Genomic DNA, 19,105 nt, shown 5'->3' with positions numbered 1-19,105 from the left:
AGCTGTTTATTATTGGTAGTTGAAGACTGTAAACTAACTGATTAACCCAGCGCGTTTTAATAAAGCGTCTGGTTTAGGTTCTCTTCCTCTAAAACGTTTGTATAGCTCCATAGGTTCTTCTGTACCTCCTTTAGAAAGTACATTGTTTTTGAATTTATTGGCAATTTCCTTGTTAAAAATACCTTCTTCTTTAAAATATTCGAAAGCGTCAGCATCTAATACCTCTGCCCATTTATACGAGTAATACCCAGCAGAATATCCACCTTGAAAGATATGAGAAAAAGAAGTACTCATACAGTTTTCAGCTACATCAGGATATAATTGAGTATTTTCAAAAGCCTTTTTTTCAAAAGCTTTTACATCTGCAATTGTTTCTGGAGATTCACCAGCGTGCCAAGACATGTCAAGTAACCCAAAGCTTAACTGACGAAGTGTTTGCATTCCTTCATGAAAATTTGCAGATTCTTTTATTTTTTTTACATATTCCATCGGAATAGTTTCTTCAGTTTCGTAATGTCTTGCAAATAGCTCTAAAGCTTCTTTTTCGTAACACCAGTTTTCTAAAACTTGACTAGGAAGCTCAACAAAATCCCAAGAAACAGAAGTTCCCGATAAGCTACTATAAGTAGTGTTAGCTAACATTCCGTGAAGAGCATGACCAAACTCGTGGAATAAGGTAGTAACTTCATTAAAAGTTAATAAAGAAGGCTTTGTTTGAGTAGGTTTGGTAAAATTACAAACAATGGAAACTTGTGGACGTTCATTCACTCCGTTTTTAACTTGTTGCGATTTATAAGAAGTCATCCACGCACCATTACGTTTTCCTGGTCTAGGATGAAAATCAGCATAGAAATAAGAAATGAAATTTCCTTTTGAATCGGTTACCAAATAGGTTTTAACATCTTCGTGGTATTTATCGATATCAAACACTTCTTCAAAATGTAAATCGTATAGTTTTTTGGCTATTTCAAAAACACCATTAATAACATTTTCTAACTTAAAATAAGGTTTTAGTAATTCTTGGTCTAAACTAAATAGTTCTTTTTTTAATTTTTCAGAATAATAGGCACTATCCCATTTTTGTAATTGGTCAATACCATCTAATTTTTTTGCGTAATCTGTTAGGTTTTTAAACTCACGTTCTGCAGCAGGTTTAGCCTTTTCTAACAATTCATGTAAAAACTCCATTACTTTTTCTGGAGTTTCAGCCATACGCTCTTCTAAAACAAAATGAGCATGAGTTTTATAACCTAGTAAGTTTGCTCGTTGGTGACGTAATGTTACAATGTCTTTTACAATTTGTTCATTGTTAAAATCATTTTGTTGAAAACCTTTTTTACCCATTGCAATTGCTAGTTTTTTACGCAATTCTCTATTATCAGCATAGGTCATAAAAGGGATATAACTTGGATAATCTAAAGTTATCATCCAACCTTCTTTTTCTTTTGATTTAGCGAGTTCTTTCGCAGCTTCTTTTGCACTTTCTGGTAAACCAGCCAAATCATTTTCATCAGTTAAAAGCATTTCAAAAGCATTGGTTTCAGCTAATACATGTTCTCCAAATTGCAATGATAATTTCGCTAATTCAGCATCAAGCTTACGCAGTTCAGTCTTATCTTTATTATTTAAATTAGCTCCGTTTCTTGTAAAACCTTTGTATTGCTTGTCTAACAACATGTCCTGTTCAGGAGTTAATTCTAAACTGTCTTTTTGTTCGTAAACAGTCTTCACTCTTTTAAACAAAGCTTCATTTAAAATCATATCGTTTTTAAATTCACTTAACCATGGCGAAATTTCTTTCGCTATTTTTTGAATTTCTTCATTGGTTTCAGCGGAATTTAGATTGAAGAAGATTGAAGTTACTTTATCTAGTTTTTCACCAGTAAAATCTAAAGCAGCAGTAGTGTTTTCAAAAGTAGGTGCTTCTGAATTTTCTACAATAGTATTGATTTCTTCTTTAGCTAATTCAATAGCTTTTTTAATAGCAGGTTTGTAATCTTTTTCAGCTATTTTAGAAAAAGGAGGTGTATTAAAATCTTGTAAAAGAGGATTCTTAGTCATAAAAAATAAGTTTAAAAATTGAAGAAACCTCACAAAGATACTCTGTGAGGTTTACTTTTTATAGCACTAAAATACTATTATTTTTTTACTCTTTCAGAGGCTTGTTCAACTTTAAGTTTTAAGCCCTCTTTATAGGCTACAATTTTGTCTAAGGTACATTTATCTGAAGCACCAATAATTTGAGCAGCTAAGATTCCTGCATTTTTTGCTCCGTCTAAAGCCACGGTAGCAACAGGAACACCTCCAGGCATTTGTAAGATAGATAATACAGAATCCCAACCGTCAATAGAGTTTCTACTCTTTACAGGAACTCCAATAACTGGTAATGGACTCATACTAGCTACCATCCCTGGTAAATGTGCAGCACCACCAGCACCTGCAATAATAACTTGTACTCCACGTTTGTGCGCATTGTTTGCATAATCAAACAATTTTTCAGGGGTTCTATGTGCAGATACGATATCTACTTCAACAGCGATATCAAAACTTTCTAAGATATCTATTGCTTCTTGCATGATTGGAAGATCTGAATCGCTTCCCATGATAATTCCTACCATAATTTTATTTTTAGTGTCATTGCGAGGAATTTATGACGAAGCAATCTGTTAACGGTGAGATTACTTCGTTTCACTCGTAATGACATGTTTTTTATTTTGCTATTACCTTAATAGTTTCTTTTACTTGCTGAGCGATTTTTCTCGCTTCATTTATGTCTTGATTAACGATGGTTACGTGTCCCATTTTACGGAAAGGTTTTGTAGTCTTTTTTCCGTAGATATGAGGGGTAACTCCGTCAATTTTTAAAATTTCTTCGATGTTTTCATATATCACATCACCAGTATAACCTTCAGCACCCACTAAATTCACCATAATTCCAGCTACTTTACTTTCGGTATTACCTAGCGGAAGGTTTAAGATGCTACGTAAATGCTGTTCAAATTGATTCGTGTAACTTGCTTCAATTGAATAATGTCCTGAATTGTGAGTTCTTGGAGCTACTTCATTTACTAAAATCTCATCGTCTTTTGTTTGAAACATTTCTACTGCTAATAAACCAACAAAGTTGAAAGAATTAGCAACATTAAGAGCAACTTCTTGTGCTTTTTTAGCGACAGTTTCATCAATCCTTGCCGGACAAATGACGTATTCTACCTGATTAGCTTCTGGGTGAAATTCCATTTCAACTACAGGGTAGGTTTTGGTTTCTCCATTGACATTTCTGGCTACAATAACGGCTAATTCATTTTTAAACGGAATTAGTTTTTCAGAAATACACTCGCCAGTTGGTAAGTTTTCTAAATCGTTAATAGAACGAACTACTTTTACACCATTGCCATCGTAACCAAATCGAGCAGATTTCCATACAAAAGGAAAAGTGACAGCCTCGTTACTAATAGCATGTTTCAATTCTTCTATAGAAGTAAACCTTGAAAAATCAGCTGTTGGAATTCCTTTGTCGTGATAAAATACCTTTTGATACGCTTTGTTTTGAATTGTCCTTAAGTTTTTAGGCTTAGGGTAAATGGTTAGTCCTTCAGCTTCTAAAGTATCTAAGGCATCAATATTTACATTTTCAATTTCTATAGTTAACAAATCTACTTGCTTCCCAAAATTGTAAACGGTATCATAATCTAATAAATCTCCTTGATGAAATTCGTTGCATATCTGTGCGCATGGAGCGTCAGTATTTCCATCTAAAATAACGGTGTAGATATCGAACTTTTGCGTTTCGGAAAGTAACATCCTTCCTAATTGACCACCTCCAAGAACGCCCAATTTAAAGTTTGAAGAAAAATAATTTTTCACAGTATTGTTGTTAGTGTGTTGTTGTTAGCGCAAAAATAAGAATCTAATTGTTAGTATAAATGCTATTAACGAGATATTCTTAGTTGAGAATTGTTAATTGGAGTTACAAAATACATTAAAGCATTGCATCCTTCACCATCAAGGGGAGCGCCATCTGCTAAGTAATTGTATTTTTTGTCATCACAAGGGCATGTAATTTCTACTCCATTAAAGGTCATTAAAGAATTACAATTTCTATTTGGGCATTGTTGGTCAAAGGCTTTAAATCCTGAAGTTCCTGTTCTAAAAATAAAAACATTCCTTCCTTGAATTGTGTTCTGAGATTCACCTCCTGGAACCAGTAAGCCACTATACTCAGGTAGTGATAAATCAATAATAGCATTCATCGTTACGCCAGAGAAACAGTTGTTTACAGGTACACTATCACTACAACTAAAACATGTTGCAATAAGAAATAAAAAGAATAGTTTTTTCATTTTTTTTAAACGGAGTTACAATCATAACGCAACGAATTTACGAAAATTTTGTACATTTGTTTTACAATCTCATTCCTAGCGGTGTGAGATTTTTAAATTTTATAAGCACTAATTCAGTATAGTAGGAGTTTATAAAAGAAAAAAGAAGTTTATTGATTTTTAAAAGAGAAGAGATGAGTAACGTATCATATTACACGGAAGAAGGATTAAAAAAACTTAAAGAAGAGTTAGCACATTTAGAACAGGTGGAAAGACCTCGTGTATCTCAAGAAATTGCAGATGCACGTGATAAAGGAGATTTGAGTGAAAATGCCGAATACCATGCAGCGAAAGAAGAACAATCGTTGTTAGAAACAAAAATTGCGAAACTTAAAAACGTGGTAGCAAATGCTCGTGTTATTGATGAAAGTCAGTTAGACACTTCAAAAATTTTAATCCATTCAATTGTAAAAATTAAAAACACTGCTAATGGTATGGAATTTTCGTACACATTAGTAGCTGACAGCGAAAGTGATGTAAGAAACGGAAAGTTATCTGTGAACTCACCAATCGGTAAAGGATTACTAGGTAAAAAAGTAGGGGATGTTGCTGAAATACAGGTTCCTAATGGGATTATGAAGTTTGAAGTTATGGAAATTTCTAGATAGAACTCTAAAAATATTTACAGTTAAGGCGTTGCTTATGCAACGCTTTTTTTATTTTTACTGAACACTTAAAATTAAATATAATGGCTAGTATTTTTACTAAAATAATAAACGGAGAAATTCCATCATATAAAATTGCAGAAGATGATAATTATTTTGCTTTTTTAGATATCAACCCAAATGCGAAAGGACACACCTTAGTAGTACCTAAACGAGAGGAAAATAAATTGTTCGATTTATCAAAAGAAGAATACAATGGATTGATGTCTTTCTCTTACAGAATAGCAAAAGCGATAGAAAAAACGATTCCATGTGAGCGTATTGGAATGAGTGTAATAGGTTTAGAAGTACCTCATGTACATGTACATTTAATTCCGTTGCAAACAATGGAGGATATTCGATTTACGAAGAAAGAAAAATTAACAAACGAAGAGTTTGTTGCTGTTGCAGAAGAAATTGCTAAGAATTTTGAATAATTGAGTCATCATTCATTTTAACGAGATTATAAACACAAAAGATTAAGTAACCAAATAAGAAAAAGATTAATGCAGAAAACTATCATACCTATTTTATTAACATTTACTATACTATTTAGTTTTTGTCAATTTAATCAATCAGTGAATAAAGATTTAATAACAGGAGCATATTCAAGAGGAGACGGTTTAGGATCTGATGATGTAGTTATAGAAGTTAATGGGGAAGTTGAAAAGAGAAATGAATTTGTTTTTGGTGAAAAAGTAAATTTAGTTTTTAACAATGTTACTGGTTTAACAAGATTGGATGAAAAAACTTATCCAGGTCTTTCAATGTATATTGTTAAAAATGAAAAAGACACTGTACTTTCTAACCCTGATTTATTAGGAAATATAACTGATGGAACAGCACTTTTTCCTCTTAAACTACAAGCTAACTTTAGAGCAGCATTACCATATCAAAATAATGAAAAGTATAAGGCTTATGTACAAATATGGGATAAAAAAGGAGAGGGGAAATTCAACTATGAATTACCATTTACTATAAAAGAAAATGATTTACTCAAAATAACAAATAATGATATTGAGTATACAAACATTTATTTGTGGAATGAGACGCTTAAACAACCAGTTTTTAATAAAAATATAAGTCCTGAACATTTATTTATTTTAATAATTGAGGGAGCAAAAGGTTTAGAGTTAAGTGATAACAAAGTTTTTCCTGTTTTTTCACTTGAACTTTCAGATAGTAAAGGAGGTAAAATTATATCTAATCCGAATCTATTGAGTGCTTATAAGGAAGGAGTTGCCCCTAAAGCTTTAGAAAACCAATTAACAGCAAAAATCAGCTTCTCTAAAGGGAAAATAAGTAATCCATGTAAGTTAGTAGCAAAGTTAAAAGACGAGAATTCATCAAAAGAAATTACTGTAACAACAGAGTTGGTTATTAATTAAGGCGACATTAAATAGGAGAGAAGGAATTACTAAACCTTATTCAATAAGATTTCAAAAGTAGTTCCTTTTCCTACTTCTGATTTTAACACATGTATTTTTCCGTTGTGGTAATCTTCAATAATACGTTTAGAGAGTGATAAACCTAAGCCCCAACCGCGTTTTTTGGTTGTAAAACCAGGTTTAAAAATTTGAGAAAATTGCGATTTTTGAATTCCCTTACCAGTATCAATAACCGTAATTTTTACATGTTTAGACGTTTCTTTAAGGTTAAGGGTAACACTACCTTTACCTTGCATAGCATCAATAGCATTTTTTATTAAGTTTTCAATTACCCAACCGTACAATTCAGTATTCAAATTACTAAGAATCTCTTCTTTTTCTGTATTAAAATTAAAGGATATCTGTTTTGAGCTTCTGTTTTCTAAGTAGTCGAAAGCAGTTTTGGTAATGGCAACAATATTATGTTGTTTTAATTCAGGAAGTGAACCAATTTTAGAAAAACGATTGGCTATGGTATTTAAACGACGAACATCTTTTTCAATTTCATCTACATAATCGCCACTTATATTTTCAGTACGTAAAATAGCAATCCATCCTAATAGCGAAGAGAGAGGGGTTCCTATTTGATGCGCAGTTTCCTTTGCCATACCCGTCCAAAGTTTATTTTGCTCAGCAACTTTATTGGATTTGTATACCATGTAAATAATGGTTAGGAAAAGCCCTAAGATAATCACTAATGCTAGTGGGTAGTATTTAAGTTTGTATAAAATATCAGAGTTTCTGTAGTATATATACTCTTTAACATTTAAATATTCGAGTAAAATTGGCTCGTTCTGTTTTTTCATTATAGCCAATTGTTGCTGAAGGTATTTTGGTTCTTTTGATTTTATAGAATCTAAATTATGAAACTGTTTAATGGTACCATCTTTATCGACTAAAATAGTGGGAATGTTTTCAATATTTTCAAAAACCTTAAACTCTAAATTAAAACTAGCATTTAAATCTTTATTGCTTTCAAATTCTTTCATTGCAGCAGCAAAAAGTTCCATTTTAGCACGCTCCTCTTCTTTGAATTTTTGAAAGAACACATAGGTGTTCCATAAGATAAAAGAAACAATAAGTAAGGAAATACTAATCGAAATCCGTTTTACCCAATAAGTATTTGTAAAAAAAGTCATCAATCAAATATAAACTATTCTGTACAATAACTAAATTTATAAATTGGTAGTATATTTACAGTTGAAAATCAAGAATATTAATACTCGTCATTCCTAAACTTAGTTTAGGGTGATATTGTAAATAATTATAAATGTTATCAATTAATCCTAAAGATATACCTACAGCAAAGCTTCATAGCTATTTATTAGGAGCCGTGGCTCCAAGACCTATAGCTTTTGCTAGTACCATAGATGAAGAAGGAAATCCGAACTTATCACCATTTAGTTTTTTTAATGTATTTGGGGCAAATCCACCTATCATGATTTTTTCTCCATCACGAAGTGTTAGAGGAAATAAAACTAAGCATACTTTAGACAATGCAGAAGCTACCAAAGAGGTAGTTATAAATATTGTAAATTACGATATTGTACAGCAAATGTCGTTGAGTAGCACCATGTATCCTAAAGGAGTAAACGAGTTTGTAAAAGCTGGTTTCACTATGTTGCCATCTGATGAGGTAAAGCCTTTTAGAGTAGCAGAATCACCAGTACAATTTGAATGTAAAGTAAAAGACATTATTTATACAGGAGAAGAAGGTGGGGCAGGAAATTTAATTGTGTGTGAAGTGGTAAAGCTTCATATTAATGAAGATGTATTAGCAGAAGATGGAAGCATAGATCAATACAAAATTGATTTAGTAGCAAGAGCAGGAGGGAATTATTACAGTAGAGCTAGAGATGGTTTTTTTGAAATTCCTAAACCATTAACTACATTGGGAATAGGAGTAGATCAAATTCCTTCAGAAATAAGAAATAGTTCGGTGTTAACAGGGAATAATTTAGGGATGTTAGCTAATGTAGAAGAGTTACCTAACGAAGAAGCTGTTAATAACTTTGCGAAAGAACATACGCAGTATGTAGGCATTTCAACTGAAAAAAAACATACTTTTGCACAAGAGTATTTACAAAATAATGATGTAGAAAGTGCTTGGAAGGTACTTTTAATTAAATAGAATAGAAATGGAAGTAATAGGGAAAATTAAATTAATTAACGAGACACAAACATTCGGGTCTAGCGGATTTAGAAAGCGCGAAATGGTAGTTACTACCGATGAGCAATACCCACAAATGATATTAATTGAATTTATTCAAGATAAATGTGATTTGTTAAACAATTACCAAGTAGGACAAGATGTAAAGGTTTCTATTAATTTAAGAGGAAGAGAGTGGATTAATCCTCAAGGTGAAGCAAAGTATTTTAATTCTGTTCAAGGATGGAGAATTGAAAATTTAGCACAAGGAGCTTCACAAAACATTCCACCAGCAGATCAGTTTGAACCAGCTCCAGATTTATCTGCAAACGAACCAGATGATTTACCTTTTTAATTAAAAGGAATATTGATATAGAAGAGAGCTTTTTAGCTCTCTTTTTTGTTTTGCGGAAAAATACATATTCTATTACGGATATCCACTTTTGTACACAAAGGAACTGTAGTACATTTGTAATATAATCATTCAATAAGAATTATTGAGTGAGGAATTTAAGGGGAAAATAAAAACCTTTTGATTAAGTTCAGAAGGTTTTTTATTATAATGTATTTATGATTATTTCTTTTCAGGCATTGGGCCTCTCAGGTGTATAATCAATCCGTTTAAAAAATTACGCAAAAATTGATCGCCACATTCCATATACTTTGGATGGTCTTCTTTTCTAAAAATAGCATTGATTTCCGATTTTGAAACCTTGAAATCTACTAAGGCACAAATGTCGATGATATCTGTATCTCTTAGTTTATGTGCTACTCGTAGCTTTTTAAAAATGTCATTGTTTGTTAGTGCCATATTATATTAGTTTACTACAGAAAATATAGCCCAAGCATAAACGGCAAAACGTGCAAAACGAAACAAGCCTACAAAAACTACATTCTTAAATGGATATTTAATCATACCAGCAGTTAAACAGCTAATAGCAAAAGGTAGTGGTAATAAAGCTCCTACTAAAATTAAAAAACCTCCCCACTTACTAGTGTTTTTAAGGTTTTTAGCCATTTTAACTTCCAAATAATTTCTTACAGAGTCAATTTTTAAAGAAGCTCTTCCTATAAAATAAGCACACAATCCTCCTAAATAAGATAGTGTAGCTAAAATTGAAATGTTTACAATAGGATCTTCTGTTTTTTTAGACCAAGCGATGAAAATTTCTGGTGGAATTAACCCTAAAATCGTTTCAGAAATAAAAAAAGTAGTTAAAATACCAACTCTAGAAAAAGTCTCGGTCATGGTTTGCAAACCATCGTTGATATTGTAAACATATTTATTAAACAAAAGCAATCCGACAACAGCTCCAATAATAGGCCAAAAAGCTTTCTTTAAACTAATCCATATAAACATATAAAAACCTGTACGGTTATAGTAATTATGTAACCGTTTATAATGAGGTTTGTCTATTTTCTTTTTATTTTTCTTATTCTTTTTACTCATTGTTAAAAAGCCTCTATTTTAAGGAACTGCAAAAGTACGAGGTAATTAGAAATTACACTAACAAATATTTGTTAATTATTACAGGTTAGCAATGGCAGCTTCGGCGCAGCGTTCACCATCCATTGCAGCAGAAACAATTCCTCCGGCATACCCACCACCTTCACCACAAGGAAAAAGACCTTTAATTTGTGGGTGCTCTAAGTTTTCTTTTCGAGGAATATTTACGGGCGATGAGGTTCTAGATTCTACCCCAACAATATTTGCTTCAGCTGTATAATACCCGTGCATTTTTTGTCCGAAAGCAGCAAAACCTTTACGTAATCTACTACCAATTAATTTAGGAAGTAACGAGTGAAGAGGAGAAGAATTTAATCCTGGTTGATACGAACAATCATTTAATGAAGAAGAAAGTCTGCCTTCTACAAAATCTGTTAAACGTTGTGCTGGGGCAACCTGACTTCTTCCGCCAGCATTGAATGCCATTTTTTCTAAATCTTTTTGATATTGTAAGCCTTTTAAAACTCCGTATTTTTCATACTTCGGTAAGTCTTTATCTACATTAATTTCAACCACAATACCAGAGTTAGCAAACTTGTTATTACGACGCGATGGCGACATTCCGTTTACCACAACTTCACCATTGGCTGTTGCTGCAGGAACGATGAACCCGCCCGGACACATACAGAATGAATACACACCACGGTTTCCAACTTGGTGCACTAAACTGTAGGCAGCAGCCGGAAGTAGCTCGTCTCGTTGACCTGTACAACTGTACTGAATTTGGTCGATGATTTCTTGCGGATGCTCTACACGAACCCCCATAGCAAACGACTTTGCTTTTAGTAAAATGTCTTTTTTATGCAGTAGTTCGTATATGTCTCTTGCTGAATGACCTGTAGCTAAAATCACAGCATTCACAGCCATTTCAGAACCATTTTGTAGCTGTATGGCTTGTAGTTTATTGTTTTTAACGATAAAATCGGTAACACGGGTTTCAAAATGAATTTCGCCACCGTGTTTTAAAATCGTTTCACGAATATTTTGAATAATTTTCGGAAGCTTGTTAGTTCCAATATGAGGATGTGCATCTACCAAGATTTGGTCAGTAGCTCCGTGATATACTAAGTTTTCAAATATTTTACGAACATCACCGCGTTTTAAACTTCGAGTATATAACTTTCCGTCAGAATAGGTTCCAGCCCCACCTTCACCAAAACAATAGTTAGAATCTGGATTTACTTCATGAAATTGGTTAATAGCACGCAAATCTCTACGACGGTCTTGCACATTTTTACCACGTTCTAATACGATAGGTTTATACCCTAGTTCAATACAACGTAGCGCTGCATACATTCCTGCAGGGCCAAATCCTACAATATGAATTTCTTTGGCATTCGACACATCTTTATATTCAAAAATGTAGTCGGGAGTATCAGGTTGCGGTTCGCTAATATAAACCGCTACTTTGTAGTTGAAAACAACTTCTTTTTTACGTGCGTCAATCGATTTACGCAATACTTTTACACTAGTAATATCAGCAATGTTAATACCTAGTTTTTTAGCAGCTTTTAGCTGTAATATATTGTCTTTACGTTCTTCTACTAAATTAACACGTAATTGAAGTTCTTTTACCATGCTGCAAAGCTAGTTAAAAAAACAATTTACTCCCTCAATGAGATTTAAATACTATAGCAGATTAAAAGAAATATTTCAAGTTTTACCTTATGACTGTAAACTTGTTCTAAAATAATTTATTGCTATTTGATTATTTTAGCAAATCAAACCCTACACTATGAAAATTACACAGGTTATAGAGAATGTATTTAAAAAATATTTACCCTCACCTTTTACCATTGCCATTTTATTAACCTTAGTTACTCTTTTTTTAGCACTGATTTTTACCAAACCAAATGAAAGTTCTGTTGTTAATTATTCATTAGAAGTATTACAGTTTTGGGAAAACGGAATTTGGTCTAACGGATTGTTGGTTTTCGCCTACCAAATGATGTTGATTTTAGTGTTAGGACACGTATTAGTGTTAAGTAAACCTGTGAGTAATTTAATTTTAAGAGTAACAAAGTATTGTACTAATACTGCAAATAGCGCTGCTATTGTAAGTTGTACAACCATGTTGGTGGCATTTTTTAATTGGGGATTAGGTCTCATTTTTGGAGCGTTGTTAGCACGTAAAGTTGCGGAACATGCACAAAAAAATAATATCAAATTAAATTACCCGATTATTGGAGCAGCTGGCTATATGGGATTGATGGTTTGGCATGGTGGAATTTCTGGATCGGCACCCATAAAAATTAACGAGAGCGGACATATCAAAAGTATTATGCAATCGGTTTCTTCGGAAGAGGTTTTAGCTCAAATACCAGAGGTGATTGATTATTCACAAACCATATTTAGTTGGTGGAATTTGTTGATTTTTTTGGTGGTGGTAATTACAGTATCTGCAACTTTTTATTTCTTAGGAAAAAAAGCAAATCCTACAGCGATTCACTTACCAGAATATCAAATGAATGCTGAAGAGAAAGCAACTACCCAAGCAGAAAAATTGGATAGCTCTAAACTTTTGGCAATAGTTTTTGGAGCTTTGATTTTAATAGCCTTTGGGTATCGTTATTGGGCAGATATTCAGCAGTTAAAAATTACGCCGAACTTAATTAACTTTTTTATGTTAGGATTGGGAATTATCCTTCATGGAAGTTTTAAAAAGTTCACCAATGCGGTGGGAGAATCGATTAGTGATGTTTCTGGGATTTTAATTCAGTTTCCGTTGTATTTTGGTATAATGGGTGTGATGAAAAGTACAGGGATGGTTACTTTAATTTCCGATTTTTTTGTGTCGATTTCAACAGCAACCACCTTGCCTATTTTTACATTTTTTAGTGCAGGTTTGGTGAACATTTTTGTACCGAGTGGAGGAGGACAATGGGTAGTACAAGGACCTATTGTGGTGGAGAGTGCGTTGAAATTAGGAGTTTCATTACCTAAAGCGATTATGGCACTGGCTTACGGAGATCAAATCACCAATATGTTACAGCCTTTTTGGGCATTACCGTTACTGGGAATTACAAAGTTAAAAGCGAAAGAAATTTTACCCTATACATTAATTGCAATGGTGGTAGGAAGTGCTATATATTTGCTGGGATTATTACTATTTTAGTGTCATTACGAACGAAGAGATGAGTGAAGTAATCTTTTTAAACAAGAGACTGCTTTGTACCTCGCAGTGACGACTTTTATTATAACAGATGATATGATTTGGCTTTCAGATAAAATAGAATTTCCGCCATATGAATTGGCTACTGATGATGGCGTTTTAGCTTTAGGAGGTGACTTATCAGTTGAACGATTGGTGTACGCATACCAACATGGTATTTTTCCGTGGTTTAATGAAGATGAGCCGATAATTTGGTACTCGCCATGGGAACGCATGGTGTTGTTTCCTGAGGAGGTGAAAATTTCCAAATCGATGAAACAAATATTGAAAAAAGGAGGTTTTACCGTAACAGAAAACAAAGCTTTTGACGATGTTATTTTTAATTGCCGACACATCAATCGTTTTGATCAATTAGGTACTTGGATTACCGATGAAATGGAAGATGCATATATAAACTTACACGACAAAGGCTATGCAAAATCTATTGAGGTATGGGTGGACGATAAATTAGTTGCAGGTTTGTACGGAGTAGATTTAGGAAACGGGGTGTTTTGTGGCGAGAGTATGTTTAGCAAAGTAAGTAATATGAGCAAAGTAGCGTTTATCCATTTAGCTCAAAAAGGAGGCTATAAACTCATCGATTGCCAAGTATATAATGACCATTTAGCAAGTTTAGGCGCGAGAGAAATTCCTAGAGAGGAGTTTTTGGAGTGGTTGTAACGCTCAGTATATAGTGAGGTAGGGTAATAGAAAGCTGTAAGCTCTTTCGAATATGCACTGAACCAAAACGTTCTATTTTATTTTTATCTTATTTATTTTAAAGCCAAATACTTGATTTGGCTCTGTTTGTAAATATTACTTAATTTTCGTGAATCGATAAAAATCTATTTACTATATACAGTGTTAGTAATAGGCTTTTTTATTTTACTAATATCTTTAATGTATACTTTTAAATCAGTATCGTCATAAAATACTTTTTTATCAAAATTGTCAATTATATTATTAAGTTTTTTTAGATTGATATTAGCAATTGTTAGTATGTGTTTTTTTGCAATTTTGACTTTATCTTTTTTTACAGTCATAAAATCTAAACGAATAAAATATGATTGGTAAATACTGAAAAGAGAAAGCGAATAGGCAAAAGGAATGAATAATATAGTTAAAATAATAGGTAGTATGAATGATTTTAATGTTCCAAGATTAGCAATATTATTGAACTCGGTATAAGTCTTATAAATTGAAAACAGTAAAATAGACAAACCAATAAAACTCAAAACATTGTTCAAAAGTTTTGTTACTTGAAAGTTTTTCTGATCAGATTCAGAAAACACTTGAAGCATAACTATAAAAGTTAAAAAAGGCAACATTATTAGTTCTGTTAATAGACTAAAACTAAACAAGTTTATAATAAACTCTAAGACAATTGTGATTTTGATTGTGTCAAATAATAGTTTTTTAAAGTCAGTGATTTTCTTAGTTGAATTTGTGCTAAAAACCATAACCATTGCAACAGTAAAAAACCAAAACAGGCTATCTTTAAGATCTGTTACATTCCACAATTTCATTTTGTTTAATGACCAAAACATTATGGACAAGTATATTATTAAGAAAAAATAGACTTTTAAGAATTGTTTTTGAAATAGCATTTTGAAAACGTCCCATAAACTATTTCGAATTGTTTTTTGAGTAAGAATTCCTAATAATATCAATAACAACCATATTAGAAGTGAAATTTCTCTATTGCTAAATATTTCTTGAATAATTTTCAATTAGTTATTGTTGTTTTCTATCGTTTCTTTTGCCTGTAACTAACAAATATATATGCGAACATTTTTGTCCATATATAATATATCTAGGCTTCTTTTTAATTCTTAGTTATCCAAATATAAAGATAAAAAGAGAAGAAGAATCTAAAAAAGTTTTAACTAAATAAGCGTCCTTAAAACAGACGCTTATTTATTGTTATAGATTTTAAACAGCATTAACGGGACCAGTAAGTGGAGTTTGAGCAGGTTTGGCAATTCCGTAAACCACTACGACACCAGAGCCACCACCCCAAGTAGAATAGGCAGGGTCAGGTTTTGCTTCCATCACCGTTTGAGGTAGGTTCCAGTTATTGGCACACCAAAGATTTCCTGCTTGGTCAACTACTACATCGGTCAACATTTGGATACTACCCGAATGAATGGTGTGAATCACCTCTCCTGTAGTAAAATCTTCGGTTCGTCCAGTTGGTGAAGCACCTGCCATAAACGATACGCCTCTTCCCATAAAATTGGCAACCCAAACATCATCATTTCCATCAATAGATACTCCCCAAGGAGCGTTTAGTTCACCATCTCCGTAAGGTGTTAAATTTGATTTATGGGTAATTTTATCAATCGTATCTACAGGCTTAGCATCTGCAGGAATCATAAAAACGGCACCTGTTTTATGCTTACGACCCACTGTTTGTTGTAAGTGCGGATATCCAAGCGCAAATCCTTCAATAATGGAAACGCCATCTGTAGTAGTGGTATGAGGGAAATCTGGACTTGTATTGCAGGCTACCCAACAATTTCCTTTGGAGTCCAAAGCAACTCCACGTCCGCCACCAGCAAGAATAAAACGTTCTACAGGTCTGTTTTTTTCAGAAGGAGCATAACGAACTAGCGATACACCATTGGTGTTACTAATCCATACACGATTGTTAGCATCTATCGAAGCAGCAAATGGAGCAGAAAGAGATTCATTAAGTTTTTCATTTACAACAACTCTACCTCTGGTAAGGTCTCCATCAGGAAAATGAAGCATGATGTTAGATGAGGTTCCAACAATCCAAATATCACCATTCGGTGCTACTCCAATACCTTGTAAACCTCCAATTTCATTTAAAGCTTCTGCTATATGTTCTGGAACATTTTCAACGACTGGTGAACCGTCTTCTAATTTATACACTCCAATAGAACCGTTAAAACTCGTTACCCAGCAAGTACCGTTTTTGGTTACAGCCGTACCCCAACCAGCACCATCAACGCCCATTCCGGTATACCCCGTAACAGGTGGAGATAATAATTTACCTGTTGAATCGAGCTTAACAAGTCCGCCACCGATACCTTGATACACGCCATTTTGTGCTCCTGGCATCCAGTTTAAACCTGTCCATAAGTTTCCTTCTTTGTCAAGAGATAGTTTTCCAGGAGCGCAGATTCCCCCTTGACCGAAAGCTAAAATCATAGCGAAATCCTCAGGAGCAAAACTTAGATAAGGTACAAAAGGAGCATTGCGTCGACTCGTAGGAACTTTGCTGTTGGGTTTGGCAGGGAAACCATCTTCTGGTGATGGATAGGCTTTGTCAAAAAGATGAAATAAATCTGCTGTATATAACCAAGGAGATTGAGCGACACCAATCATAGCTTCGGCAGTATTTTTGGGTTTATTACCTCCTAAAGGTGTTGTGTACTTCATGAAATTTTCCTTCCAATTGTATCCTTCAATCTCTACTATTCCGTAGGCTGCGATTAATGCTGCTAATGTATTTAATCGAGCCAGTGTTTCATTTTGTGTAATATTGAAAGGATCTGTTAACACCTCTCCATAAGTTCCTGTTACAGGATTGATAAGGTTAGGAGTGTTTTTAGCGGCAATTCTTATTCCGTGTAGATTCCCAGTTAATTGAAGTTCGTTAAAAAACTGAGCACAGGTAAAAGCAGAGGCTACGGTTGTTAACTCGTTTATGATAACTCCATTTTTTGTAATGTCCTCTTTAAAATTAGGAGAAAGCACAGATAGCAGTACAACTTTAGCGTCAGTTAATTCAGCAGTAATGTAGAGAATAGTATCATTTGAGGTTGGAGTTGCTTTTAGGGTAAATTTTCCTTTTGCCTCAGGTGCAATGATATGCTCACCAATTGCATTTTTATTGTTTGCTTCCCACAACTTTACAATTGCAGCAACATTATTAGATTGATTAAACGATACCTCTCCTTTAATAGTGATTTGGTTAGATATAGCCTTAGTTGATTTTAATGTTGTGTCTCCTTTAATAGTGGTTTGATTAGACATAGCTTTAATTTGTTTAGTTAGTTTTAATATTGAGAAAGAATTTTATAGTTGATTCTTTTAAGTAGTAGTTATTACTTAGTAACCGTTGTTGTATATAGTTTTATTTTCTAAATTACTAATAACTAGTTTACATAAGTACTATTGATGTTCTTACACCCTAAAAATAGGGTATAAAAGTGCTTTTTTTAAGTATAAAAAATGAGAGATGTAGTAGGTTAGCTAATCGTGTTTTTTGTAGATGTTTTCAAGAAAGGAGTTTTTTGGGGGTAGAATTCTTTTTGAATACAAAAGGTTATGTGTTTGAAGATGCATTACCTGAATGAAAATAAATATATCAAATACACAACCCAACAAATTACTTGATATAAGTAGTTTTTATATATAATGTTGGTGTTTTATATCTCATTTTTTTCTTTTGTAGCGATTTTGAGTTATTTGATTTAAATATGTTTTAGTTCCAACTAGTTCAAAGTTTAATTCGTTAGGAAGTTTTCCAAATAAAGAAGATCCGCCACCTAATAAAATGGGAATTGTCGTAAGAACCATTTCGTCAATTAGATCCTCTTTCAAAAAGTTCTGAATAGTAGTTCCTCCATCTATATATAATCGGCTAAATCCTTTTTTATGAATGTAATTTAAAACTTCCGTTAAAGTTCCTTTAATTAGAAAAGCTTTTTCTTTATGGCTTTGAGGAATTTCTTTTAATTTATTACTTAATACAAATACTGGTTTGTCATATGGCCATTCGACATCAAAACCAAGAACAGTTTCAAAAGTTGTACGCCCCATAACAAGTGCATCAATTTCCTTATTAAATTCCATATACCCCATGTCATCGTTATTGGGATTAGGAATAGAATGTAGCCAGTCTAAATTGCCATTTTTATCAGCAATGTAACCATCTAAACTTGTTGCAATAAACACTTTATTTTTTTCATCCATAATTATCGTTTGAAAATTTCAGATGCAAAACTCATATAATTTTTGATGAAAAAATTGTACAAAATTTACCTTTGATTAAGGCTTAAATGTTTTTTGGGACTATAACCACAAAATTTTTTAAAAGTCTTAATAAAATGTGATTGGTCATAAAATCCAGAACTCAAACCAACTTCGGTTAAATTATAGGTTTTGTTATTTTGAATTAACTGGATCGCCTTATTAATTTTTTTAAGTTTAAAATATTGATTTGGGGTTATTTTATAATGCCTTTTAAACTTTTGAATAAAGGTTTTTTGAGAAATATCAATTGATAGATTAAAATCTTTAATCACTCCATTATGTATATTCTTTTTTGAAATATATTCTTCATACTTTATTAGGTTTGAATCCATTTTATGTTTACTAAAGAGATTTACTAAATGGGATTCTAATTTTATAAAATTTGGGGTGTTACAATCAAAAAGAGATTCGTAAATGATTTCAGAAAGGTGTTCAAAATCATGAGTTCCTAATTTATCTATAAGAAAACCATAGCAAAATGGTTTCAAAATAAGACCAACACAATTATAAGTTCCAGATACCTTGGTTTTAAAAGGTTCTGTTTTTAATCCTGAGATTATTTGATGGACAAATTTGCTTTTGAAGTTTTCGATATTTTGCCCTTCTACTTGAAATATATTACCATAATTAAAGATTAGTTCTGTAAACAAAGGAGCATAATGGTTAGATTCAATATTTAATTCAGGTGCTTGTCCAATCCATATATAATCTACAAATTGATTAAGTGGTGCATTTGGTCTATATGTTTTTTCAGAAATCAAATTTAGTTTTAAGTTTTTTATATGAATACTAACACATATATAAACTAAAATTTTGTCTATATAAGTTATTTGTAGAT

General features: G+C 32.7%; 19 protein-coding genes. 7 read left to right on the top strand and 12 right to left on the bottom strand.

Translation table 11 applies throughout. The annotated features are described in order from the left end of the window. Positions 1-33: 33 nt before the first annotated feature. The 4 genes from DFQ07_RS02655 to DFQ07_RS02640 all read right to left on the bottom strand — a co-directional run bounded on the left by DFQ07_RS02655 (position 34) and on the right by DFQ07_RS02640 (position 4,343). Positions 34-2,061, bottom strand: coding sequence for a M3 family metallopeptidase (locus DFQ07_RS02655; RefSeq protein WP_133534725.1), 2,028 nt, complete (start codon positions 2,059-2,061; stop codon positions 34-36). A 77-nt stretch (positions 2,062-2,138) separates the two neighbouring features. Continuing rightward, on the bottom strand, positions 2,139-2,618 hold the full coding sequence (gene purE / locus DFQ07_RS02650; RefSeq protein WP_133534724.1) for a 5-(carboxyamino)imidazole ribonucleotide mutase: 480 nt from the start codon (positions 2,616-2,618) through the stop codon (positions 2,139-2,141). Positions 2,619-2,709: 91 nt separating this feature from the next. Further along, entirely contained in the window at positions 2,710-3,867 is a 1,158-nt protein-coding gene (locus DFQ07_RS02645) for a 5-(carboxyamino)imidazole ribonucleotide synthase (protein ID WP_133534723.1), read from the bottom strand. Between the two features lie 65 nt (positions 3,868-3,932). Further along, complete coding sequence (locus DFQ07_RS02640; protein ID WP_133534722.1) at positions 3,933-4,343, bottom strand: Rieske (2Fe-2S) protein; 411 nt, start codon at positions 4,341-4,343, stop codon at positions 3,933-3,935. A 173-nt stretch (positions 4,344-4,516) separates the two neighbouring features. Here DFQ07_RS02640 and greA point away from each other — a divergent pair, with 173 nt between their 5' ends. From greA to DFQ07_RS02625, 3 genes are all read left to right on the top strand, one after another. Then, on the top strand, positions 4,517-4,990 hold the full coding sequence (gene greA, locus DFQ07_RS02635; protein ID WP_133534721.1) for a transcription elongation factor GreA: 474 nt from the start codon (positions 4,517-4,519) through the stop codon (positions 4,988-4,990). Positions 4,991-5,070: 80 nt separating this feature from the next. Then, positions 5,071-5,463: an HIT family protein gene (locus DFQ07_RS02630; RefSeq protein WP_133534720.1), complete on the top strand. Its 393-nt coding sequence runs from the start codon at positions 5,071-5,073 to the stop codon at positions 5,461-5,463. Positions 5,464-5,532: 69 nt separating this feature from the next. Then, the gene (locus DFQ07_RS02625) at positions 5,533-6,414 is read left to right on the top strand and encodes a hypothetical protein (RefSeq protein WP_133534719.1); all 882 of its coding nucleotides are present in this window, start codon (positions 5,533-5,535) and stop codon (positions 6,412-6,414) included. 29 nt (positions 6,415-6,443) lie between these two features. Here the strand turns inward: DFQ07_RS02625 and DFQ07_RS02620 are convergent, their stop codons facing one another. Continuing rightward, positions 6,444-7,592, bottom strand: a complete 1,149-nt coding sequence (locus DFQ07_RS02620; protein WP_133534718.1) for a sensor histidine kinase — start codon at positions 7,590-7,592, stop codon at positions 6,444-6,446. Between the two features lie 131 nt (positions 7,593-7,723). On the opposite strand from DFQ07_RS02620, the gene DFQ07_RS02615 reads away from it, so the two are divergent. Together DFQ07_RS02615 and DFQ07_RS02610 are read left to right on the top strand one after the other, a co-directional pair. Beyond that, complete coding sequence (locus DFQ07_RS02615) at positions 7,724-8,584, top strand: flavin reductase family protein (RefSeq protein WP_133534717.1); 861 nt, start codon at positions 7,724-7,726, stop codon at positions 8,582-8,584. Positions 8,585-8,591: 7 nt separating this feature from the next. Beyond that, positions 8,592-8,957, top strand: a complete 366-nt coding sequence (locus tag DFQ07_RS02610; protein ID WP_133534716.1) for a DUF3127 domain-containing protein — start codon at positions 8,592-8,594, stop codon at positions 8,955-8,957. A 219-nt stretch (positions 8,958-9,176) separates the two neighbouring features. Here DFQ07_RS02610 and DFQ07_RS02605 read toward each other — a convergent pair whose 3' ends face one another. From DFQ07_RS02605 to DFQ07_RS02595, 3 genes are all read right to left on the bottom strand, one after another. Beyond that, positions 9,177-9,413: a DUF1456 family protein gene (locus DFQ07_RS02605; protein WP_133534715.1), complete on the bottom strand. Its 237-nt coding sequence runs from the start codon at positions 9,411-9,413 to the stop codon at positions 9,177-9,179. A gap of 6 nt (positions 9,414-9,419) precedes the next feature. After that, complete coding sequence (locus DFQ07_RS02600; RefSeq protein WP_133534714.1) at positions 9,420-10,052, bottom strand: YqaA family protein; 633 nt, start codon at positions 10,050-10,052, stop codon at positions 9,420-9,422. 78 nt (positions 10,053-10,130) lie between these two features. Then, positions 10,131-11,687 carry an NAD(P)/FAD-dependent oxidoreductase gene (locus tag DFQ07_RS02595; protein WP_133534713.1) on the bottom strand — a complete coding sequence of 519 codons (1,557 nt, stop codon included), beginning with the start codon at positions 11,685-11,687 and terminating at the stop codon, positions 10,131-10,133. A gap of 157 nt (positions 11,688-11,844) precedes the next feature. Between DFQ07_RS02595 and DFQ07_RS02590 the strand changes: the two genes are divergently transcribed. Together DFQ07_RS02590 and aat are read left to right on the top strand one after the other, a co-directional pair. Further along, the gene (locus DFQ07_RS02590) at positions 11,845-13,224 is read left to right on the top strand and encodes a short-chain fatty acid transporter (protein WP_133534712.1); all 1,380 of its coding nucleotides are present in this window, start codon (positions 11,845-11,847) and stop codon (positions 13,222-13,224) included. Positions 13,225-13,317: 93 nt separating this feature from the next. After that, the gene (aat, locus tag DFQ07_RS02585) at positions 13,318-13,941 is read left to right on the top strand and encodes a leucyl/phenylalanyl-tRNA--protein transferase (RefSeq protein ID WP_133534711.1); all 624 of its coding nucleotides are present in this window, start codon (positions 13,318-13,320) and stop codon (positions 13,939-13,941) included. A gap of 164 nt (positions 13,942-14,105) precedes the next feature. Here the strand turns inward: aat and DFQ07_RS02580 are convergent, their stop codons facing one another. The 4 genes from DFQ07_RS02580 to DFQ07_RS02565 form a co-directional block, all read right to left on the bottom strand. Beyond that, positions 14,106-14,990 (bottom strand): hypothetical protein, encoded by an 885-nt coding sequence (locus DFQ07_RS02580; protein ID WP_133534710.1) that lies wholly within the window; start codon positions 14,988-14,990, stop codon positions 14,106-14,108. 202 nt (positions 14,991-15,192) lie between these two features. Then, complete coding sequence (locus tag DFQ07_RS02575; RefSeq protein ID WP_133534709.1) at positions 15,193-17,265, bottom strand: NHL repeat-containing protein; 2,073 nt, start codon at positions 17,263-17,265, stop codon at positions 15,193-15,195. Between the two features lie 402 nt (positions 17,266-17,667). Further along, a complete protein-coding gene (locus DFQ07_RS02570; protein ID WP_133534708.1) occupies positions 17,668-18,207 on the bottom strand; it encodes a dihydrofolate reductase family protein in 540 nt (179 codons plus the stop codon). Positions 18,208-18,272: 65 nt separating this feature from the next. After that, positions 18,273-19,028, bottom strand: a complete 756-nt coding sequence (locus DFQ07_RS02565) for a helix-turn-helix transcriptional regulator (protein ID WP_133534707.1) — start codon at positions 19,026-19,028, stop codon at positions 18,273-18,275. Positions 19,029-19,105 lie beyond the last annotated feature (77 nt).

It is taken from the genome of Tenacibaculum caenipelagi (genome assembly GCF_004363005.1).
Lineage (GTDB): Bacteria > Bacteroidota > Bacteroidia > Flavobacteriales > Flavobacteriaceae > Polaribacter > Polaribacter caenipelagi.
Note: the sequence above shows the minus strand (reverse complement) of the source record. Positions and strands in the feature narration are given on the sequence as shown.